Genomic DNA, 20,263 nt, shown 5'->3' on the forward strand with positions numbered 1-20,263 from the left:
CCGCCGAGCACGCCGAAGGGGCGCCTTCCCAGCAGGGAGGGCGCCCCTTCGGCGTAGGCGGTCGGCGTCTCAGCCGGCCAGCAGCTTCTTGACGACCGCGGCGACCCGGCCGCCCTCGGCCCGGCCCGCCACCTTCGGGTTGACGATCTTCATGACGGCGCCCATGGCCTTCGGGCCCTCGACACCGGCGCCGGTGGCCTCGGCGACGGCGGCCGCCACCAGGCTCTCCAGCTCCTCGTCGGTCAGCTGCTTGGGCAGGTAGTCGGCGAGGATCTCGCCCTCGGCCCGCTCGCGCTCGGCCGACTCGGCCCGGCCGCCCTTGTCGAACGCCTCGGCGGCCTCGCGGCGCTTCTTCGCCTCCCGGCCGATGATCTTCTCGACCTCGGCGTCGGACAGCTCGCGCGCCTCGGTGCCCGCGACCTCCTCCTTGTGGATGGCGGTCAGCGTGAGACGGAGGGTGGCGGAGCGCAGCTCGTCGCGCGCCTTGATCGCGACGGTGAGGTCGTCCTGCAGTCTGGACTTGAGCGTGGTCATGCCGTCGAGTATGCCCGCCCCCACCGGCAACCGTCGCGCCTTTTCCCCGCCCGATGGCCCGCCGCCACCCCCGTGAACAGCCGGAACGCCCGGCCTTCACCCCTGCCGCCACGGCCTGGGCACTCTGCGACGATGGAACCATGCGCGCGCGATACGGAGTTCCCCTGTCCCTGACCGCAGTCGGCGCGGCCGGCCTGGCCTACGCCGCCGGCTTCGAGGTCCGCTCGTTCCGCCTGCGGCGCGTCACCGTGCCCGTACTGCCCCGGGGCATGCGGCCGTTGCGCGTCCTGCAGGTCTCCGACATCCACATGGTCGGCGGCCAGCGCAAGAAGCAGCGCTGGCTGCAGTCGCTCGCCGGGCTGCGCCCCGACTTCGTGATCAACACCGGGGACAACCTCTCCGACCCCGAGGGCGTCCCCGAGGCCCTCGACGCCCTCGGCCCCCTGATGGAGTTCCCCGGCGCCTACGTCTTCGGCTCCAACGACTACTACGGCCCCAAGCTGCGCAACCCGGCCCGCTACCTGTTCGAGAAGGTCCAGGGCCGCCACGGCCTCAACGGCAACGCCCCCGCCGTCGGCGTCGTCCACAACCCGTGGGAGGAGCTGCGCGACGCGTTCGACGCGGCCGGCTGGGTCGGCCTGTCCAACACCCGCGGCCGCCTCAAGCTGGAGGGTGTGGAGATCGCCCTGACCGGCCTGGACGATCCGCACATCAAGCGCGACCGCTACGCCGAGGTGGCCGGCGGCCCGGAATCCGGCGCCGACTTCTCCCTCGCCGTCGTCCACGCGCCGTACCTGCGCTCCCTGGACGCCTTCACCGCCGACGGCTACCCGCTGATCCTCGCCGGGCACACCCACGGCGGCCAGCTCTGCATCCCCTTCTACGGGGCGCTGGTCACCAACTGCGATCTCGACACCGAGCGCGTGAAGGGCCTGTCCACCCACACCACCGAGGGCCGGACCTCCTTCCTCCACGTCTCCGCAGGCTGCGGCACCAACCGCTACACCCCGGTCCGCTTCGCCTGCCCGCCCGAGGCCACCCTCCTCACCCTCACCGCCAAGGAGTGACCCGCCGCGGGGCGCCCGACGAACCCCAGGTGGGGCGCCCCGCACCGGTCCCCCGGAACCGGATTTCACCTCTGGGGATCAGTCCGCTAAAGTAGAGCTCGTTGCTTCGGGGTGTAGCGCAGCTTGGCAGCGCGCTTCGTTCGGGACGAAGAGGTCGTGGGTTCAAATCCCGCCACCCCGACTGAAGGAACACAGGTAAGAGGCGCCTACCGGATTCGGTAGGCGCCTCTCCTGCGTTTGGGGTGAGCAACTGCGCGACCGGGGCTTCTGCTTCACCGGGATTCGCCGGGGAGCAGTTCTGTGAGGTGACTCACATGGCGTTCTTTTCCGGGTGTGCCGTTCGTCTTCGGGGCGTTTTCTTCGCTGTCGGATGGCGGCGGTCGCGGTGAAGGGGCGGGGCGGCGATGCGGTGCGGGCCCGGCCCCGTCGGATGACGGGACCGGGCCCCACGCCGGGCCATCGGCGTGTGGTGGCGGGTCAGACGCGGTCCGCCGCGATCAGGACGTACTGGAACGAGCCGTCCTCGTAGGAGTTGATGAAGGCGTCCTCGATGCCGGTGACGAGGGAGGACGTGGCGCGGAGCTTCCAGTAGGGGAGGGTGGCGGGGGTGAGGTCGATGACGGCCTGGGGGACGAGGCGGTTGTCGGCCATGGCGCGGAGGTATTCGCGGCGGGAGTGGATGTTGCACTCGAAGTGCGCGTTGATCTGCGAGACCCACTTCGAGGGCTGGCCGTAGCGCGGGTTCCAGCAGCCGGTGATCGTGACGTAGCGGCCGCCGACGCCGAGGATGCGGGAGTGCTCGGCGAAGAGGTCGTGCAGGTCGACGTACATGCTCGACTCGTTGTTCCACGAGGCGGCGGCCCGGCCGGTCTCGAAGGGGGTGTCGAGCATGTTGCAGACGCGGGCGCGGACGTGGTCCTCGATGCCGAGTTCCCGGGCGCGGTTGTTGGCGAAGTCGGCCTGCTTGGCGGAGAGCGTGACGCCCTCGACGTTGCAGCCGAACCGCTGGTGGGCCATGACCATGGAGCCGCCGCGACCGCAGCCGGCGTCCACCAGGGTGTCACCGCCCTTGATCGCGCCGAGGTTCTCCAGAAGGACGTCGGCCTGGGCCGATTCCAGCCGGTGGAGTTCGGCGATCAGCTTCTTCTCGTAATCGCTGTCGGCGGCGTCGCCCAGCGCGGCGTGGTCGACAGCGCCGATTCCGTAGTGGTGGTGGTAAAGCCCGTCGACATCGCCGAGGCGCAGGTTCACGGGCCTGGCCTCCTGGTCCCAGTAGCGGGCGATGTCTCCCTGGTAGGGCGAGGCCGCGCCGGGGATGAACACAGAGGTGCCGGTGGTGAGCTCGGTGCTGGTCACAGAGAAATCCACTTCTTACCAGAAATCGGGCAGGCTGTATCGGTAGGTGTTGGTCTGGTGCCAGTAGTGGTTGCCGTCGACCCATACGGCGACCCCGCGCAGGAAGCGGAGCACGGTCGGTACGGGGCAGGCGGCGGCCAGGGCGGCGGCTTCGGATTCGAAGGCGTGCATGAGGTCGTTGTGGACCTCGACCGCCTTCAGATAGGCGTCCCGGTCCAAGACGCCCTCCCGCTCGGCGATCACCACGGGCAGATTGAGGTGACGGCCGGGGCTGTTGAGTTCCTTGGTGTACGAGTAGAGGTCGTTGACGATCGTGGTGGCGTTCCCGGCGAGCGCGATCACCCGCTGCATGGCGGGCAGCGCGTGCAGATCGGCCGGGAGTTCGTAGCCGCCGACGGTGTCGGTGATGGTGGGGCAGGGGCGGAAGTTGTTGAACTGACGCATCGCCAGGTACTCCCACACCTCCGGCACGTGGTCCTCCTGCGCCCAGGCTGCCTCGGCGAGATAGCCGAGGTGCAGGCGGGCCATGTCGTGCCGGTACCGGTCGGCCTGGGAGGCGCTGGACTGGCGGACGAAGTACTCCATGGCGGAGCGGTAGGCGCGCCGGGGGGCGTCCGACTGGAGCGAGGCGAGCCACGCCGGTTCGTACTCGCCGGTGGTGTGCAGCGGGTCGAGGGCGGTGTGGGCGAGGAGGAGGCGGCTGCCGAGGCCGATGGGCGAGCCGCCGTGGTCCTCGCAGTAGCAGTCGTCGACGGCGTTCTCGGCGACCATCAGCCGGGTGGCGATCATCAGGTGGTCGACGGTGGGCGCGTCCGGGTGGCAGGCGACCATGTAGCGGCCGACGGAGAACCCGTCGAACTGGTCCTCCCACTCCGGCGGGTACGCCTGGACCTCGTCGACCGCCCACCGCTTGATCCGTTCGCTGACCTCCGCCACCCGCGCCGGGTCGGGCTCCGGCACCGGGTGGTGGTAGAGCCCGGGGATCGGCGAGCCCGGGGCGGGCGTCCCCGAGGCGGCGGGCTCCTCCGGTGCGGCCGGCTCCTCCTTGCGCCGCGGCCGCAGGCTCGTGGTGCCGAGGCCGGTGGGACCGCGCAGGATCCTTTCGACAGCGGGCCGTTCCACCGCGGCGGCGCCCTCCCGCACGGCGCCGCCGGGCGCCGCCGGGCGGACGGTCCGGGCGAACGAGGGCGGGCCGGGCAGCGCGGACCGGGCGCCCGCGGCGGGGCGGGTCCCGGCGCGGGCCGCAGCGGCGGGAAGGCCCGGCTGCAGGGAAGAAGGCCCGGGATCGGACATCCGTAGCTCCTTGGTGAGATGAGGTGGGCTGCCCCGGATCCCGGGCGTGCTCGCCCGCCCGGGAAGATCCGGGCCGTCGTGGCCGATGCGGCCGCCGTCCGCCCGCGGGCCCGGGCGGATGCGGGCCCGGGCGGACGCGGCGGACACGCCCTAGCTGCGCCGGTGGGCGATCTGCACGTTCTCCAGCACACCGAGCGCGTCGGGGACGAGGATCGCGGCGGAGTAGTAGGTGGAGACCAGGTACGAGATGATCGCCTGCTCGTTGATGCCCATGAACCGGACGGACAGGCCCGGCTCGTACTCCTCCGGCAGGCCCGTCTGGTGGAGACCGATGACACCCTGGTTCTCCTCACCGGTGCGCATGGCGAGGATGGAGCTGGTGTTCTCCTTGGAGATGGGGATCTTGCTGCACGGCAGGATCGGAACGCCGCGCCAGGCCGGGACCTGCTGACCACCGAGGTCGACGTGGTCCGGGTAGAGGCCGCGGGCGTTGAACTCGCGCCCGATCGCGGCGATCGCCCGGGGGTGGGCGAAGAGGAACTTCGTGCCGCGGCGGCGGGAGAGCAGGTCGTCGAGGTCGTCCGGGGTGGGCAGACCGGAGTGGCTCTGGATCCGCTGCTTGAAGGCGGCGTTGTGCAGCAGCCCGAACTCGCGGTTGTTGACCAGCTCGTGCTCCTGGCGCTCGCGCAGCGCCTCGATGGTGAGCCGGAGCTGTTCCTCGGTCTGGTTCATCGGGCCGTTGTAGAGGTCGGCGACCCGGGTGTGGACCCGCAGGACCGTCTGCGCGACGGAGAGTTCGTACTCGCGGGGGTTCATCTCGTAGTCGACGAAGGTGCCCGGGAGTTCGGGCTCGCCGGTGTGGCCCGCCGACATCGCGATCTCGGCCTCGCCGTGCTTGTTCTGCCGCTGGTGGGGCAGGGAGCGGACCTGCTCGACGTGGTCCCGGAGCTTCGGCGCGGTGTCCATGACCGCGTCGAAGTCGGCGCGGGAGAGGGTGAGGAGGGTACCGGCGGTCTCCGCGGTGGCGGTGGTCTCCCAGGTGGCGTCGCCGTCCAGAAGCGCCTGCTCACCGAAGTGGCCGCCGTCGGCGATGATGTTGACCGGGACGTCGCTGCCGTACTTGCCCTCGGCGGCCTGGCTGATCCGGCCGTGGGCGACGAGGTGGATGCGCTCGGCGGGGGCGCCGCGCTCGACCAGCACCTCGCCGGCGCGGAAGTCGCGCTGGACGCAGCGGTCGGCGATGGCCTTCAGCACCTGGTCGTCGTCGAAGCCGCGCAGCACGGCCAGTTCGCCCAGCTCGCGGGGGATGACGCGGACGTCGGAGCCGTCCTGGACGAACTCGATGTAGCCGTCCCCGACGGTGTAGGTGAGTCGGCGGTTCACCCGGTAGGCGCCGCCCTTCGCCTCGACCCAGGGCAGCATCCGCAGCAGCCAGCGGGAGGTGATCTCCTGCATCTGCGGGGCGGACTTGGTCGTGGTGGCGAGATTGCGGGCAGCCGCAGTGCTCAGGCTGGACTGCTCGGAGGGGGCCGGCAGGGCCTCCTGGCCGGTCTCAACGGTCATCTGGCGAGCTCTCCTTCGCAGGGGGTGGCGGCGTGCGCGGGCCACCGAGAAAAGGTGGAAAGAGGATGGGGGCGCGGGGAAATTGCGGTAAGCGGACGGATTTCAGAATTCCGTCCGACTCCCGGGGACCAGTAAAGGCGCAGGACTCCCAGCTCACGCAAATAAGAGCGCCGGTGTTACCTCGATGCGGTGACGTTGGGCGACTTGAGGTTTGGCAGGCGAGTCACATGTTTTCGGACTTCCCGATAGGGAGCAGGTCAGTCCTGCAGAAAAACGCCCGGAGGAATCGCTCTTCTGCTATCCGGCGGAAGCGCTTTGATGACCTGTCGTATAACGACGGAGGCGCTCGGGCGTCACCTTGAGCGCGTCCCCACGGCGGCGCCCCCTCAGGGCGCCATCGGAGTTCTCCGTACGGAAAAGACGCTCGCCGGGCTGCGGTCGCCCGCGGGCCCTCTCCCCTCGGCGAAGTATCCCCCTGACACCGCGAACCGCGGCCGGTACGTTCCTCGCAGACGCCGACGAGACGAGGGAAGGCCCATGTCCGAGCACCAGTGGAACGCCGTCGAAAGCTACTTCGCCCCGCTGCTCGCCCCGCACGACGACGCCCTCGACGCGGCGGTGCGCGCCAGCGAAGCCGCCGGGCTGCCCCCGATCGCCGTCTCCCCCACCGAGGGCAAGCTGCTGCACCTCCTCGCGCAGACCCAGGGCGCACGCCGGATCCTGGAGCTGGGCACCCTCGGCGGCTACAGCACCATCTGGCTGGGGCGCGCGCTCCCCGCCGGCGGGCGGCTGATCTCCCTGGAGGCGGACGTGGCCCACGCCGAGGTGGCGCGCGCCAACCTCGACCGGGCGGGGCTGTCCGGGGTGGCCGAGGTGCGGGTGGGCCCGGCGCTCGACTCGCTGGCGGCGCTGGCGGGCGACGGCGCGGAGCCGTTCGACCTGGTCTTCATCGACGCGGACAAGCCCAACAACCCGCACTATCTGGAGTGGGCGCTGCGGCTCACCCGCCCCGGCTCCCTGATCATCTGCGACAACGTCGTCCGCGACGGCAAGGTCGCCAACCCGGCCAGCCCCGAGCCCGCGATCCGGGGCACCCGCCGCTGCCTGGAGATGATGGCCGAGCACCCGAGGCTGTCGGCGACCGCGATCCAGACGGTCGGCAGCAAGGGGTACGACGGCTTCGCGCTGGCCCGGGTCGTCGCGTAGGGGATTTCCCGGAGGGGCGCCCCTGGCCGGTCAGGCGGGACGGGTGGCCTTGAGGGAGTACATCAGCGGGATGCGCGGGCGGTCGGCGGGCAGGCGGTAGAAGCCGTCGGCGCCGCGTTCCAGTGCGCCGAAGCGCTGGAAGAGCGTCATGTCGTGCTCGTGGAGGAACTCGATGCGCAGCCCCGTCGCGGCGACCGCGCTGACCACGTCACCGATCGGGTGCTGCCATTCGACGGCACGGTTGTTGACCGTCGGGGCGCCGAAGTCCGTGTACGTACCGGACGCCTCCTCCACCCATGCCTCGCGGCTGAAGTAGTCGTGGGTGACGTGGGAGCCCGTGGAGTCGTCCAGCGCGTCGCACAGGGGGTGGAACTCGGCGAGGTAGAGGAAGCCGCCGGGGGCGACGAGGGAGGCGGCCGTCTCGGCCCAACGCTCCACCTCGGGAAGCCAGTTGAGGGCGCCGATGCCGGTGTAGACGATGTCGTAGGCGTCGTCGGGCACCGCCTCCGCCGCGTCGTACACATCGGCGGCGACGAACGAGGCGCGGTCGGTGCCGTAGCCGAGGTCGGCGGCGGTCTCGCGGGCGGCGTCGACGGCCGGCTCGGAGAAGTCCAGGCCGACGACGCGGGAGGCGCCGCGGTGCAGCCACGAGAGGGTGTCCTGCCCGAAGTGGCACTGGAGGTGCAGCAGGGAGCGGCCGGTGACCTCGCCGACCTCCGCCGCCTCGAAGGGGCGAATCGCGTCCCGGCTGCGCCGGAACCCCTCGTGGTCGTAGTAGTCGCTCTCCAGGTGGAGCGGGACCCGCTCGTCCCACCGTGCGCGGTTGGCCTCGCGCCAGTCGTCGGGGCCGGTGTGTGGTCGCATGCCTCGAAGCTATCCACCGGTGTGGACGGTCGCCACACCATTTGCGGGCGCCGGTGCGCCGGGAGCCGCCCCGGAAGGCCCGTGCGCCGTTTCCGGCGTATCGGGTTTGATGGGGAGCATGACTGATGCTGAGGCCATGCCCACCTGGGAGAAGCGATTCCGCGCACCGCGCGTCTCCCTGCCCGACTGGGCGGAGGACGCCCCCGACCGCTCGCTGTTCGTCTCCAACGCGACCGGCACCTTCGAGCTGTACGCCTGGGACCGGAAGACCGGTCACCAGCGTCAGGCCACGGACCGGCCGAACGGCACCACGGACGGCACGCTGTCGCCCGACGGCGAGTGGATCTGGTGGTTCTCGGACACCGACGGCGACGAATTCGGGGTGTGGCTGCGGCAGCCCTTCGGCGGCGGCGCGGACGAACCGGCCGCCCCCGGCCTCGCCCCCTCCTACCCCGCCGGGCTCGCCATCGGCCGGGACGGCTCCGCCGTCGTCGGCCGCTCCACGGACGAGGAGGGCTCGACGATCCATGTCGTCCGGCCCGGCCAGGAGCCGGTGGAGATCTACCGCCACCAGGAGTCGGCCGGGGTCGGTGACTACTCCCACGACGGTGCGCTGATCGCCATCGAGCACACCGAGCACGGTGACGCGATGCACTCGGCGATCCGCGTCGTCCGCCCGGACGGTTCGACCGTCGCCGAGCTGGACGACACCAAGGGCGGCACCGAGGAGCTGGGGCTGTCCGTGATGGGCTTCGCGCCGGTCGCCGGCGACACCCGGCTGCTCGTCGGCCACCAGCGGCGCGGCCGGTGGGAGCCGATGATCTGGGACCCGCTGACCGGCGTCGAGACCGCCCTCGACATCGACCTCCCCGGGGACGTCGGCGCCGACTGGTACCCGGACGGCTCGGCCCTGCTGATCGAGCACGAGTACCAGGCCCGCAGCGAGCTGTGGCGCCACGGCCTCGGCGCGGACGGGGCCGGGCTGACGCCGGTGGACACCCCGGCGGGCACGGTCTCGGGCGCCACGGCGCGGCCCGACGGCACCGTGGAGTACCTCTGGTCGTCCGCCGCCCGGCCGCCGGAGGTCCGCTCCACCGGCGGTGCGGTCGTCCTCGACCCGCCTGGCATGAAGGCCCCGGCCTCGGTCGAGGTCACCGACGCCTGGGTGGAGGGGCCGGGCGGCCGGATCCACGCCCTGGTCCAGCGGCCCGCGGGCGACGGCCCGTTCCCCACCGTCTTCGACATCCACGGCGGCCCCACCTGGCACGACAGCGACGCCTTCGCCTCCGCGCCCGCCGCCTGGGTGGACCACGGCTTCGCGGTCGTCCGCGTCAACTACCGCGGCTCGACGGGCTACGGCCGCGCCTGGACGGACGCCCTCAAGCACCGCGTCGGGCTGATCGAGCTGGAGGACATCGCCGCGGTCCGCGAATGGGCCGTCTCCTCCGGCCTCGCGGACCCGGAGCGGCTGGTCCTCTCCGGCGGCTCGTGGGGCGGCTACCTCACCCTGCTCGGCCTGGGCACCCAGCCGGACGCCTGGGCCCTCGGCCTCGCCGCCGTCCCGGTCGCGGACTACGTCACGGCGTACCACGACGAGATGGAGGCGCTGAAGGCGATGGACCGCACGCTCCTCGGCGGCACCCCGGAGGAGGTCCCGGAGCGCTTCGAGGCGTCGTCCCCGCTCACCTACGTGGACGCGGTGCGGGCCCCGGTCTACCTCTCCGCGGGCGTCAACGACCCGCGCTGCCCGATCCGGCAGGTGGAGAACTACGTCGAGCGGCTGGCGCAGCGCGCCCACCCGCACGAGGTCTACCGCTACGACGCGGGCCACGGCTCCCTCGTCGTCGAGGAGCGCATCAAGCAGGTCCGCCTGGAGCTGGACTTCGCGCTGCGGTACCTGAAGGAGAAGGAGAGCTGAGCCGACGCGCGGAGGGGGAGCCGCTAACGAGCCGGAACGCCTTCCGGCTCCCCCTCCGCCTCGGCGGATCCGATGCCCAACGCCGCGTCCCGCGCCACCTCCGCCTCTCGCCGGAAGAGGCGGAACCACATGAAGACGACGAACCCGGCGAAGACGAACCATTCGAGGGTGTAGCCGAGGTTCTGGAACGCCTTGAGGTCGAGTCCGCTGCCCTCCGCGGCGGCCGGCGGTACGGCCTTCAGCGGCGCGGAGGTCTCGCCGAGCGTGATCCAGGCGTCGTAGACCGGGTACGGCACGATGTTGACCAGCGAGGCGGCGCTGATCATCCCGAGCTGCCCCGCGGGCAGACCGCCACTGGCCTGCACACCGCTGGTGCCGATGTTCTCGGACGCCTGGAGGGCGCCGGTGACGGTGACCTCACCGGTCGGCGGTGCGGGCACCTTGGCGGTGTCGGCGGGGTTGTCCGCGTCACCGGGCAGCCAGCCGCGGACGACCGGCAGCGCCTTGCCGCCGTCGGTGCGCAGCGGCGTCAGGACGTAGAAGCCCGGGCGGCTGCTCGCCTTGCGGTCGAGGGTGCGGTCCGGGACCAGCAGCTGGTGCCGGGCGTCGTACGTGCCGCGGGCGCGGGCCTGGCGGCCGGAGGTGACCTGGTCGACGGGGAGAAGGCTGTCGAGCGGCCGGGCGGCGGCCGCCTCGGCGGCGGCGGTCCGGTCCGCCTGCTGGCGATGCGAGTCGGCGCGGTCCTCGAAGCGGCCGAGCTGCCAGCTGCCCATGAGGATGCAGAAGGGGATCGCCAGTACGGCGAAGACGTTGATTCCCCACCACCGCGGGGTCAGCAGGAACCGGTACACACCGTCAACGGTACGGGGCCCGCGCCGGGCGCCCGCACCGCCCCCTCGCCGGGCGCCGCCGCCCCGCCGGGCCCACGGGAGCCGGTCCCCACGGCGACCGGCTATTTCCCGTTGAGCACGCCGGTCCGGTAGACGGTTCCGGCGCAGGCGTCGGTGAGGGTGGCGTCGGCGGCGATGGGGTCGCCGGCCTCCGGGGTGTGGTTGAGCACGATGCTGCCGGACGCGGCGCCACCGCCGCCCGAGCTGCCACCGCTCCCTCCGCCGGTGTCGCCGCCCTGGCCGCCGCTGTCCTGCCCGTTGTCGTCGGCCGGGGCGTCCGACGGGCTGGACGGGGAGGCCGACGGCGAGGGCCCGGAGCCGTTGCAGCCGCCGGACGCCGGAATCCAGGCGAACTTGATCTCGTACGCCTGACCCGGCTTGAGAACGAGCTGGTCAGGGGCGATGGCAGGGTCGGGCAGACGGGTGGCCTCGTCGCCGCTGGTGTGGTCGACGACATGGATGCGGGAGGTGTCGGCGGCGCCCTGCGCCACGACGTCCACGGTCCCCGCGCCGTCGATGGAGCAGGGCGTGGCGGAGGTGTTGACGACGCGGAAGGCGCCGTAGACGCGGCCCGCGGAGTCGGCCGGGGCGACATTGCCGGTGCCCTTGCCGAGCTGGTCGCGCCCGCAGGTCGGGGAGGCGACGTCCGTCGTCTCGTACGGGTCCGGGCTGCCCGTGCCGTGGCCGTCCCCGGCGCGGTGGGGCTCGGCCGTGGTGCCGTGGTCGCCGGCGGGACGGCCGGGGCCGCCGTCCGCCGCGCCGCCGCCGGAGGGCTGCCGTCCGCGGGTGGTGGTGCCGCTGTCCGGGGCGCCGTCGGTGGCGCCGGTCTGCTGGTTCCCCGCGGCGTTGGCCGACCGGTCGCCGGGGGCGTCGTCGAGGTGGACGACCTGCACCATCGCCGGGATGGAGGTGCCGCCGAGCAGCAGGGCCGCAGCCGCACCGACCACGGCGTGCCGACGGCGCCGCCGCCGGGCGGGGACCGCGTGCCGGATCTGCTCCAGGGCGTCCGGCGCCGGTTCGAGGTCGCCGACGGAGGACTGCAGCAGCCGCCGCAACGCCTCCTCGTCGCCGAATCCGCCGGAGTCGGGGCCGAGGTCGGGGCCCGCGACGCCGCCCGGCTCGCCGTCCCGGGCGTCCTGGGCCCAGCCGGGAGCGGCGTGGCCGCCGTCCGCACTTCCGGAATTCACGAAATCTCCGGCACCGTCCGGGCCGCCGGGATCACCCGCCCCGGAGTGCGCACGGGCCGGGTCGACGGGGTTGCCGTTCATGCCGGTGCCTCCATCGCGACGCGGAGCGCCGCGATACCGCGTGAGCCGTACGCCTTGACCGAGCCGAGCGATATCCCCAGCGTCTCGGCGACCTGCGCCTCGGTCATGTCGGCGAAGTAGCGCAGCACCAGCACCTCGCGCTGGCGGCGCTGGAGCCCGCGCATCGCCCGGATCAGCTCGTCGCGCTCCAGCAGGTCGTACGCGCCCTCCTCGGCGCTGGCCATGTCCGGCATCGGCTTGGAGAGCAGCTTGAGGCCGATGATGCGGCGGCGCAGCGCGGAGCGGGAGAGGTTGACGACGGTCTGCCGCAGATAGGCGAGCGTCTTCTCCGGTTCGCGGACGCGGTTGCGGGCGGAGTGGACGCGGATGAACGCCTCCTGGACGACGTCCTCGCAGGAGGCGGTGTCGTCGAGGAGCAGCGCGGCGAGACCGAGCAGGGAGCGGTAGTGGGCGCGGTAGGTCTCGGTGAGGTGGTCGACGCTGGTGCCGGTGGCCGCCGAGTCGTCGGAGTCACCGCGCTGGTCGGCGTCGCCGCGCGGGGCGGGGAGCTTGCCGGGCCGCGTGGTGGGCCAGGGCGCGATCACCGGCATGCCCCCGGCACCACGGGCGTGCGGCGGACGCACTGCCGCGCCCGCTGCGCCCGCCGGGGCGATCGTGAATGCGAGAACCTCTGCCACGCTTGTTGGACACGCATCTCCCCGTCAGGGTTGTACGCGCACGCCACCGTCTCCGGTGTCGCGTTGTATGCCCTCATTGCGCCCCAGCTCTTCCTCGGTGCCCCAGTTGTCCCGACGCGTCCACTCCGGCCTCCCCTGCGCCGGGACCGCCGCCGGTACGCCGCGACCGCCCCTGACACCGTGCACCCCGGGAGCCTCGCCCGCCCACGACGCCCCGCGGGGCAGGACCCAAGACGCTCCGCCCCCGACCGCCGGTTCCCGGATGATTCCGAGCCTCCCGACCGGATGCGCCGAGAGGCCCCTGACCAGGCACGGGACGCCGGAATCCCTGACCTGGTCACAGAATCTTCACACGTTTCACAAGTATGTCGCAGGGGGTCGACACCGCGACACCCGAATCCCGGAACACCTTCTCGCCGCCCGGTCGGTGGCGTTCCGAAACCGCCCGGCGCCACCGCTCCGTGCCCGGCCAAAAAAGCGGGCGGCCCGCCCCCGCGTCACGCGCGGGAGCGGACCGCCCGGTCCGTGCCGGTGGGTCAGCGCCCGGTGCCGCCGTAGACCACGGCCTCGTCGCTGTCCGTGTCGAGACCGAAGGCGGTGTGCACCGCGCGCACCGCCTCGTTCACGTCGTCGGCGCGGGTGACCACCGAGATACGGATCTCGGAGGTCGAGATCAGCTCGATGTTCACCCCGGCGTTCGACAGCGCCTCGAAGAACGTCGCGGTGACGCCCGGGTTGGTCTTCATGCCCGCGCCGACCAGGGAGATCTTGGCGATCTGGTCGTCGTAGCGGAGCGAGTCGAAGCCGACCGCCGCGCGGGTCTTCTCCAGGGCGGCGACGGCCTTGCGGCCCTCCGCCTTCGGCAGCGTGAAGGAGATGTCCGTCAGTCCGGTCGAGGCGGCCGAGACGTTCTGGACGACCATGTCGATGTTGACCTCGGAGTCCGCGATGGCGCGGAAGATACGCGCGGCCTCGCCCGGCTTGTCCGGCACACCGACGACCGTGACCTTCGCCTCGGAGGTGTCATGTGCGACGCCCGAGATGATTGCCTGCTCCATCGGCTGGTCCCCTTGTGGTTCGTTGCTGACCCACGTGCCCTTGAGCCCCGAGAAGGAGGAGCGGACGTGGATCGGGATGTTGTATCGGCGTGCGTACTCGACGCAGCGGTGCAGCAGCACCTTGGAACCGGAGCTGGCCAGCTCCAGCATGTCCTCGAAGGAGATCCAATCGATCTTCCGGGCCTTCTTGACGACCCGCGGGTCGGCGGTGAAGACGCCGTCGACGTCGGTGTAGATCTCGCAGACATCGGCGTTCAGCGCGGCGGCCAGCGCGACGGCGGTGGTGTCCGAGCCGCCGCGGCCGAGCGTCGTGATGTCCTTCTTGTCCTGCGAGACACCCTGGAACCCGGCGACGATGGCGATGTTGCCCTCGTCGACGGAGGTCTTGATACGGCCGGGCGTGACATCGATGATCCGTGCCTTGTTGTGCACGGAGTCGGTGATCACACCGGCCTGGCTGCCGGTGAAGGACTGCGCTTCATGACCGAGGTTTTTGATCGCCATCGCCAGCAGCGCCATGGAGATTCGCTCTCCGGCGGTCAGCAGCATGTCGAACTCGCGCCCCGATGGAATCGGGGACACTTCCTGAGCGAGATCGATCAGCTCGTCCGTCGTGTCGCCCATCGCCGAAACCACCACGACAACCTGGTTGCCGTTCTTCTTGGCCTCGACGACTCGCTTGGCAACGCGCTTGATGCCCTCGGCATCCGCAACGGATGAGCCGCCGTACTTCTGCACGACAAGGCCCACGTGCGCTCCTCGCAACTGTCTCTTCGGGAGTTTCCTCCCGGACCCCCGGAAATGGGGGTACTGCGGTCGACTCAGTTTAACGAGCAGGCGGAAACCGCCTCGCCGATACCGCATGGTGAGACACAACGCTCAACCATCGATCACCTTCGTACGCCGATGATCACCGTGTCCCGCGGCGGCTCCGCGCGGCGCCCCGTCGCGCCCGCTCGGCCAGCACATGCCCGCTCCGGCACGGAGCACACGGGAACGTAAGCCAGGTCACACACCGCCACGGCCTCGGCGCACACGGTTTCCGCCACCCGGGAGACGCCCCGCGCCCCCCTCCGGCACCGCCCCGCACACCGGCCACGGCCCGCGCGCTCACCCGTATTCAGGCCGAGCGGGCCGCGCGCGCCGCGCAGGCGAAGCCCAAGCGGACGCGGCGGGCCGGGACGAGGGCCCGAAGCGGCGCGGCAGCAACCACGGCGCCACCGCCCGAGCCATGCGCCCCCGCCCCCGCGCAGCCGCCGTCCAGCAGACCTTCGAGGTATTCGACCAGTGACCACCGCCGCAGAGACCACCACCGCCCAGGCGCATTCCCAGACCAACACTCTCGTCGCCAAGCTCTGGAACTACTGCAACGTCCTGCGCGACAACGGCCTGTCCACCATCGAATACGTCGAGCAGCTCTCCTATCTCCTCTTCCTGAAGATGGCGGACGAGCTTTCGGACGACCCCTTCAGCCCCAAGCGCATCGTCCCCAAGGACTACGACTGGCAGTCGCTGGTCTCCAAGAAGGGCGTGGCCCTCGAAGTCCATTACCGCAACGTCCTTCAGGAACTCGCCGCCAGGCCCGGCACCCCCCTCGGCACCATCTTCGCCAAGGCCCGGAATCGCATCACCGAACCCGCCCTCCTCGAAAAGCTGGTTCGCCGACCTGATCGGCGAGGTGGACTGGACGATCGACGGCATGGACCTCAAGGGCGACGCCTACGAAGGTCTGCTGGCCAGGGAGGCGGAGGACACCAAGACCGGGGCCGGGCAGTACTTCACCCCGCGCCCGCTGATCGATGCCATCGTCGACGCCGTCCAGCCGCGCCCCGACGACACCATCGCCGACCCGGCCTGCGGCACCGGCGGCTTCCTCATCGCTGCCCACAGCTACATCCGCAAGCACCACATGCGGGATCTGTCCCATGAGCAGCGGATCTCGCTCAGCGAGGGCAAGGGGATGATCTTCGGCAACGAGCTGGTCACAGGCACTGCCCGGCTCGACGCCATGAACATGCTGCTGCACGGCGGCGACAGCGACGGCCCCAGCCTCATCGACGTCGGCGACGCGCTCGCCGAGAAGCCAAGGCAGCACGCGTCCCTGGTGCTCGCCAATCCGCCCTTCGGCCGCAAGTCCGCGATCACCGTCATCGGCACCGACGGCACGGCGGAAAAGGAGGAGATCTCCTACGCCCGCGACGACTTCCGCGCCACCACCACCAACAAGCAGCTGAACTTCCTCCAGCACATCATGTCGCTGCTGGCCATCGACGGCCGTGCCGCGGTCGTCCTCCCCGACAACGTGCTCTTCGAGGGCGGCGCCGGCGAGAAGATCCGTGCCCGGCTCCTCCAGGACTTCGATCTCCACACGATGTTGCGCCTGCCCACTGGCATCTTCTACGCGGGCGGCGTCAAGGCGAACGTTCTGTTCTTCGACAAGAAGACCCCGCGCGCGGACGGCAAGCCGCACACCAGCAAGCTGTGGGTCTACGACCTCCGCACCGGCCTGCACTTCCCCCTCAAGCAGCGCCAATTGCGCCGCGCCGACCTGGAGGAGTTCGTCCAGGCGTACAAGCCGGGCAAGCCGCTCGACGAGCGCGTGGAGTCCGAGCGTTTCAAGGCGTTCGACTACGACGCGCTGATCGCCCGCGACAAGATCAACCTCGACATCAGCTGGATGAAGGACCCAGCCCTTGAGGACGCCGACAGCCTACTGCCGCCCGAGGTCATCGCCCAGGAGATCGTCCAGGACCTCCAGGCCGCGCTCGACGACTTCAAGGCGATTGCCCTGGCCCTGGGCGGCGAGGCGACGGAGGGGCCTGCCGCCGAGCCAACGCCCTGACCGCTGGCGATCGGTCCGGCGGTCGGCTCAGACCTCAGCCGCGAACGCCACGAAGTGCGCCCACTCCTCCGAGGCGAAGCTGAGCATCGGGCCGCTTTTGTCCTTGGAGTCCCGGACGTGGATGGTGTCGGCTCGGGCGGCGACCTCTATGCAGTCGCCGCCCTCGCTTCCGCTGTAGCTGGAGTTGCGCCAAGTCAGCTCGCGGTTCATTGCAGCTCTCCCAGCATCTTCTCCAGCCGCTCACGGAGTCCTCGGGGGTGAGAGCCTGTGAACGCAGAATCCCATAGCGCAGGTTCAGCTCAGATGCTCGAACTGGCGGCGCATCACTTCGGGGCCGCCGATCTCCCGCTCCAGCGTGACCTGTTCCAACACCACGCTGATGTCTGGCAACGGTGTGCGATGGAGCATCTGCTGTCGATCCAACCTGGCAGCGACCCGTCGTTCGACCTCATCGTCGTCAAGCGCGGGCCGACGGTTCCGGAGTACCTCGCGCGCATACTCGCCCGTCTGGAACAGCCCCGGAATCACATGGTTCTCGTACATCCCGAGCTGAGCGACCTGCTCCTCGTACGTCCGGTACTCCTCGAACCAGTCCGGATACCTCTGCCGCACAATGTGCTTCGCGGCCTCCCGGCACAGCCCGCCCGCGTCGCAGACCTCCTCGGCCGTATCGATAAGTGCCGACGGCGGCGCCCGCCTCCCCTGCGCCACCGAGCAGATCAAGTCGACCCCGTACCCGGCCTCATCGGCCAGTTGCTCCCGGCCCCCCGCCCGAGTGGGTGTCGCTCGGGCGGGGGGCCTGCGCCGCACCGGCGTGCACGTCGACGCAGGGAGGACTTCCGGACAACTTTGAGTCACATAACCGTCCTGCCACTTACCCATCCGGGTATCCCCCTACAAGTCTTGATCACCCGGCCCACGGGGGCGCATCACAGGACAGGGAGGGTCGGATGGCGATCGCGCGGCCGCAGACGCGCCAGTTCGAGTCGTTCGCGACCAACATGGAATACGCGTGCCAACTGATCACCGCAGGTCAGAGCTCGCGCGGGCTCCAGCCAGGCGCGCTGGACATAGGGGACCTCTACCGCGCGGCGTGGGTTCAGGCGGTCAGCGCCGTGGACCACTGGCTGCATGAGGAGCTCTTCCGGCGGGTGGCCGAGCTCGCCGCCGACCCCGGCGCCCGGCTGCCCGTACAGCTCCAGAAATACCAGCTCCCGCTGTCCATCATCGAAGAGGTACGGGCGGGGCAGGTCACGCTCGCGGACGCCGTTCTTGAGCGCGTAAGGAGCGAATGGGCCACCAAGCCGCTGCACAACCCCAAGGAGATCGCCCGGGCGTACCGGCTGGTCACCGACGACAACCTGTGGAGCAAAACCGCTGCTCAGCTCAACGAGTGGTTCCAGTACCGCACCCACTACGACGCCGACGCACTCAAGGAGAAATTCTCGGCAGTTGTCACCCGCCGTAACAAGTTCGCACACGAGTCGGATCTGGAGGAGGGCCACCTGAGAGGCGTCGTCCGATAACGGATGCCGACGCGACCGACGCTGTGGACTGGATCGAGCGGATTACCCTCGCCATCGCGACTGTGCTGGACTGAGACATCACGTAGCACCGCATCGAGGGGGAGCGCTGAACGCCGTATGAAAGACCTCCAGGTACGTCATCTGAAGACGACGCTGACGGATCAGTTCGAGGAACTGATCGATATGACGGACCGCGCGGCCCAGGTGGCCGCGGACAAGGAGGGCACCTTCCTGACCCGGGCGCTCGCGGCGCTCGCGGTGCATGAGGTGACCGGCTGGGAGCGCAAGCAGGCGGCGGAGTGTGTCATCGACGGCTTCGACGACGAGGGCATCGACGCCATCGCCGTCGACACCGAGGCTCCGCACGTGTGGATCATCCAGTCGAAGTGGAGCGGCACCGGAAACGCCACGTTCGACCAGAACGCCTGGTTTGTTCTCGCCAGTGGCCTCAAGAAACTCATCAAGGGGGAGTACCAGCGGTTCAACAGCCGTCTCCAGGCGATGGCGGCCGAGCTCGACGAGGCCCTCAACAACCCCAAGGTGCAGGTCACGGTCGTCTTCGCACTGGCCGCCGGTCAGGGGCTGTCACCGAACATCCGGCAGCGCTGCGCCGACCTGAAGGCCGAGTACAACGAGGACCAGGAGTTCCTGCGGTTCGAGACGCTGCTGCTGGCCGACTTCACCCGGACGATCCGGGCCGGCATCGATGAACCCAACGTCGAGCTCAGCGCCCGCATGTCCGACTTCCGCCCCCACGAAGGCCCCTTCATCGCCTACCACGGCACCGTCGCCGCGGACCAGGTCGCCACCTGGTACGCCGACCATCGGCACCGTCTGTTCAAGCGCAACATCCGGCACCCCCTCGGTCTAACCAAGATCAACGGGGAGATGGTCAACAGCGTCGTCCACAACCCCGAGCTCTTCTGGTACCTCCACAACGGCATCACGGTGCTCTGCGACGAGCTTGAGATCGGCCCGCGCGGCGATCTCAAGCTCCAGGGGGCCAGCGTGGTCAACGGGGCGCAGACCGTCGCTTCGCTCCATGAGGCCCATGAGCGCTCCCCGGAGGCCGTTGCCAAAGCCCGTATCAGCGTGCGGGTCATCCCGCTGAAGGAGACGCCGCACGGCTTCGCCAAAGAGGTCACCATCGCCACCAACACCCAGAACAGCGTGGTGCAGCAGGATTTCAGGGCACTCGACAAGATCCAGAAGAGGCTTCGTTACGACTTCGACGTCACCTTGGGCAAGACCTACGTCATCAAGCGCGGTGAGCTACCCCCGGAGCGCGCGGACGGATGCCACATGAACGAGGCCGCTGTGGCTCTGGCGTGCACGCACAAGGACGCACGGATGTCCTTCCGCGCCAACGCCGAAAGGGGTCGTCGCCTGTGGGACAACGACACCTATCCGCAAATCTTCCGGACCCCGGACGCCCGCAAGGTCTGGCGGGCGGTCCAGCTGGTGCGCGAGGTGCGGAAGGCGCTCGGTGAGACGCAGAACGAACGGGAAGGGCGCGCCGCGCTGCTGGCGGAACAGGGGCCCCTGCTGATCGCACACCTCGTCTTCCAGACTCAGCGCGGCTGGCACTCACTCGACGACGCTGAATGGGACCAGCTGCTCAAGCGAGGCCAGGAGATCACCGACGCCACGCTGCGCTGGGCCGTGCATGCCGTCGACTTCACCAACGGCGCCAACAGTCAGATCAGCGCGATCTTCCGCTCCGATGTCCGCTATCAGGCAGCGACCCAGGCGACGCTGGAAGCGATGCGCGGCGGCCACTCCGCACCCCCGCTGGCGCCGGAATACCGCACTGCGGAACGTGAATCCCGTGCCCGCCAGACCAAGGCGGTCACGGTGATCCTTGAGGCGGGGGCGATCGAAGAGGGGGCCGGACTAGAGTTCCGCCCGGTCACCGGCCCGGAGCGGGCGGCGCTGATCGAATGGGTCGCGGAGGAGCCCCGCCGGGGTCGCGCCACCTGGGTGAGGCATCCGAGCAAACCGCTCCTGTGGGAGTGGGACGGTCAGCGGTACGCGCCGAGCAAACTGGTGCAGGAGATGTTCGCGCAGGCCCACAAGAAGGTACCGAAGGCCGTGCAGGGCACGCGCCGCTGGTTCGTCCCCGAGGAAGGGTCGCTGGTGGAAATCGCCGACCGCCTGCGCGCCGAGGCAGAGTCCTGACGGACCCGTGGGCCGGGACACCT

At 70.5% G+C, this 20,263-nt stretch carries 17 protein-coding genes, 1 tRNA gene and 1 pseudogene; 8 read left to right on the plus strand and 11 right to left on the minus strand.

Going from position 1 to position 20,263, the window contains the following annotated elements; all coding sequences use genetic code 11:
* Window positions 1–69: 69 nt before the first annotated feature.
* A complete protein-coding gene (locus tag ACZ4U4_RS01185; protein WP_467868091.1) occupies window positions 70–534 on the minus strand; it encodes a GatB/YqeY domain-containing protein in 465 nt (154 codons plus the stop codon).
* Window positions 535–674: 140 nt separating this feature from the next.
* Between ACZ4U4_RS01185 and ACZ4U4_RS01190 the strand changes: the two genes are divergently transcribed.
* A complete protein-coding gene (locus ACZ4U4_RS01190; protein ID WP_467868093.1) occupies window positions 675–1,601 on the plus strand; it encodes a metallophosphoesterase in 927 nt (308 codons plus the stop codon).
* A gap of 107 nt (window positions 1,602–1,708) precedes the next feature.
* A tRNA-Pro gene (locus ACZ4U4_RS01195) sits at window positions 1,709–1,782 on the plus strand.
* A 296-nt stretch (window positions 1,783–2,078) separates the two neighbouring features.
* On the opposite strand, the gene ACZ4U4_RS01200 is transcribed toward ACZ4U4_RS01195, so the two are convergent.
* The 3 genes from ACZ4U4_RS01200 to ACZ4U4_RS01210 form a co-directional block, all read right to left on the minus strand.
* Window positions 2,079–2,957 (minus strand): geranyl diphosphate 2-C-methyltransferase, encoded by an 879-nt coding sequence (locus ACZ4U4_RS01200; RefSeq protein ID WP_467868095.1) that lies wholly within the window; start codon window positions 2,955–2,957, stop codon window positions 2,079–2,081.
* A 15-nt stretch (window positions 2,958–2,972) separates the two neighbouring features.
* Window positions 2,973–4,250, minus strand: coding sequence for a family 2 encapsulin nanocompartment cargo protein terpene cyclase (locus tag ACZ4U4_RS01205; protein WP_467868097.1), 1,278 nt, complete (start codon window positions 4,248–4,250; stop codon window positions 2,973–2,975).
* A 150-nt stretch (window positions 4,251–4,400) separates the two neighbouring features.
* Window positions 4,401–5,813, minus strand: coding sequence for a family 2B encapsulin nanocompartment shell protein (locus tag ACZ4U4_RS01210; protein ID WP_467868099.1), 1,413 nt, complete (start codon window positions 5,811–5,813; stop codon window positions 4,401–4,403).
* 537 nt (window positions 5,814–6,350) lie between these two features.
* On the opposite strand from ACZ4U4_RS01210, the gene ACZ4U4_RS01215 reads away from it, so the two are divergent.
* Window positions 6,351–7,019, plus strand: coding sequence for an O-methyltransferase (locus tag ACZ4U4_RS01215; RefSeq protein WP_467868101.1), 669 nt, complete (start codon window positions 6,351–6,353; stop codon window positions 7,017–7,019).
* A gap of 30 nt (window positions 7,020–7,049) precedes the next feature.
* Here the strand turns inward: ACZ4U4_RS01215 and ACZ4U4_RS01220 are convergent, their stop codons facing one another.
* Complete coding sequence (locus ACZ4U4_RS01220) at window positions 7,050–7,883, minus strand: class I SAM-dependent methyltransferase (protein WP_467868103.1); 834 nt, start codon at window positions 7,881–7,883, stop codon at window positions 7,050–7,052.
* 109 nt (window positions 7,884–7,992) lie between these two features.
* On the opposite strand from ACZ4U4_RS01220, the gene ACZ4U4_RS01225 reads away from it, so the two are divergent.
* On the plus strand, window positions 7,993–9,801 hold the full coding sequence (locus ACZ4U4_RS01225) for a S9 family peptidase (RefSeq protein WP_467868105.1): 1,809 nt from the start codon (window positions 7,993–7,995) through the stop codon (window positions 9,799–9,801).
* A 23-nt stretch (window positions 9,802–9,824) separates the two neighbouring features.
* Here the strand turns inward: ACZ4U4_RS01225 and ACZ4U4_RS01230 are convergent, their stop codons facing one another.
* The 4 genes from ACZ4U4_RS01230 to ACZ4U4_RS01245 all read right to left on the minus strand — a co-directional run bounded on the left by ACZ4U4_RS01230 (window position 9,825) and on the right by ACZ4U4_RS01245 (window position 14,444).
* Entirely contained in the window at window positions 9,825–10,652 is an 828-nt protein-coding gene (locus ACZ4U4_RS01230; protein WP_467868107.1) for an SURF1 family protein, read from the minus strand.
* Window positions 10,653–10,753: 101 nt separating this feature from the next.
* Window positions 10,754–11,959, minus strand: a complete 1,206-nt coding sequence (locus ACZ4U4_RS01235; RefSeq protein ID WP_467868109.1) for a hypothetical protein — start codon at window positions 11,957–11,959, stop codon at window positions 10,754–10,756.
* Complete coding sequence (locus ACZ4U4_RS01240; RefSeq protein ID WP_467868111.1) at window positions 11,956–12,636, minus strand: SigE family RNA polymerase sigma factor; 681 nt, start codon at window positions 12,634–12,636, stop codon at window positions 11,956–11,958. The genes ACZ4U4_RS01235 and ACZ4U4_RS01240 overlap by 4 nt, the downstream gene beginning before the upstream one ends.
* 536 nt (window positions 12,637–13,172) lie before the next feature.
* Window positions 13,173–14,444 carry an aspartate kinase gene (locus ACZ4U4_RS01245; RefSeq protein ID WP_030285545.1) on the minus strand — a complete coding sequence of 424 codons (1,272 nt, stop codon included), beginning with the start codon at window positions 14,442–14,444 and terminating at the stop codon, window positions 13,173–13,175.
* 537 nt (window positions 14,445–14,981) lie between these two features.
* Between ACZ4U4_RS01245 and ACZ4U4_RS01250 the strand changes: the two are divergent.
* Both ACZ4U4_RS01250 and ACZ4U4_RS01255 read left to right on the plus strand, forming a co-directional pair.
* A pseudogene (locus tag ACZ4U4_RS01250) lies at window positions 14,982–15,296 on the plus strand (type I restriction-modification system subunit M N-terminal domain-containing protein); the annotation flags it as partial.
* A gap of 76 nt (window positions 15,297–15,372) precedes the next feature.
* Entirely contained in the window at window positions 15,373–16,536 is a 1,164-nt protein-coding gene (locus ACZ4U4_RS01255; protein ID WP_467868113.1) for an HsdM family class I SAM-dependent methyltransferase, read from the plus strand.
* A 27-nt stretch (window positions 16,537–16,563) separates the two neighbouring features.
* On the opposite strand, the gene ACZ4U4_RS01260 is transcribed toward ACZ4U4_RS01255, so the two are convergent.
* Both ACZ4U4_RS01260 and ACZ4U4_RS01265 read right to left on the minus strand, forming a co-directional pair.
* Window positions 16,564–16,746 carry a DUF397 domain-containing protein gene (locus tag ACZ4U4_RS01260; RefSeq protein ID WP_467868115.1) on the minus strand — a complete coding sequence of 61 codons (183 nt, stop codon included), beginning with the start codon at window positions 16,744–16,746 and terminating at the stop codon, window positions 16,564–16,566.
* 84 nt (window positions 16,747–16,830) lie between these two features.
* Window positions 16,831–17,259, minus strand: coding sequence for a DUF5753 domain-containing protein (locus ACZ4U4_RS01265; protein WP_467868117.1), 429 nt, complete (start codon window positions 17,257–17,259; stop codon window positions 16,831–16,833).
* A 227-nt stretch (window positions 17,260–17,486) separates the two neighbouring features.
* Here ACZ4U4_RS01265 and ACZ4U4_RS01270 point away from each other — a divergent pair, with 227 nt between their 5' ends.
* Both ACZ4U4_RS01270 and ACZ4U4_RS01275 read left to right on the plus strand, forming a co-directional pair.
* On the plus strand, window positions 17,487–18,062 hold the full coding sequence (locus ACZ4U4_RS01270) for a hypothetical protein (protein ID WP_467868119.1): 576 nt from the start codon (window positions 17,487–17,489) through the stop codon (window positions 18,060–18,062).
* Window positions 18,063–18,179: 117 nt separating this feature from the next.
* The gene (locus tag ACZ4U4_RS01275; RefSeq protein WP_467868121.1) at window positions 18,180–20,240 is read left to right on the plus strand and encodes an AIPR family protein; all 2,061 of its coding nucleotides are present in this window, start codon (window positions 18,180–18,182) and stop codon (window positions 20,238–20,240) included.
* The last annotated feature ends 23 nt before the right edge of the window (window positions 20,241–20,263 follow it).

It is taken from the genome of Streptomyces sp. NPDC029159, assembly GCF_055564055.1.

Excerpts from the sequence above, each read along its gene's own strand:
- ACZ4U4_RS01185 (WP_467868091.1), bottom strand. The coding sequence starts at position 534 with ATGACCACGCTCAAGTCCAGACTGCAGGACGACCTCACCGTCGCGATC.
- ACZ4U4_RS01190 (WP_467868093.1), top strand. The coding sequence starts at position 675 with ATGCGCGCGCGATACGGAGTTCCCCTGTCCCTGACCGCAGTCGGCGCG.
- ACZ4U4_RS01205 (WP_467868097.1), bottom strand. The coding sequence starts at position 4,250 with ATGTCCGATCCCGGGCCTTCTTCCCTGCAGCCGGGCCTTCCCGCCGCT.
- ACZ4U4_RS01210 (WP_467868099.1), bottom strand. The coding sequence starts at position 5,813 with ATGACCGTTGAGACCGGCCAGGAGGCCCTGCCGGCCCCCTCCGAGCAG.
- ACZ4U4_RS01215 (WP_467868101.1), top strand. The coding sequence starts at position 6,351 with ATGTCCGAGCACCAGTGGAACGCCGTCGAAAGCTACTTCGCCCCGCTG.
- ACZ4U4_RS01220 (WP_467868103.1), bottom strand. The coding sequence starts at position 7,883 with ATGCGACCACACACCGGCCCCGACGACTGGCGCGAGGCCAACCGCGCA.
- ACZ4U4_RS01225 (WP_467868105.1), top strand. The coding sequence starts at position 7,993 with ATGGGGAGCATGACTGATGCTGAGGCCATGCCCACCTGGGAGAAGCGA.
- ACZ4U4_RS01235 (WP_467868109.1), bottom strand. The coding sequence starts at position 11,959 with ATGAACGGCAACCCCGTCGACCCGGCCCGTGCGCACTCCGGGGCGGGT.
- ACZ4U4_RS01260 (WP_467868115.1), bottom strand. The coding sequence starts at position 16,746 with ATGAACCGCGAGCTGACTTGGCGCAACTCCAGCTACAGCGGAAGCGAG.
- ACZ4U4_RS01270 (WP_467868119.1), top strand. The coding sequence starts at position 17,487 with ATGGCGATCGCGCGGCCGCAGACGCGCCAGTTCGAGTCGTTCGCGACC.
- ACZ4U4_RS01275 (WP_467868121.1), top strand. The coding sequence starts at position 18,180 with ATGAAAGACCTCCAGGTACGTCATCTGAAGACGACGCTGACGGATCAG.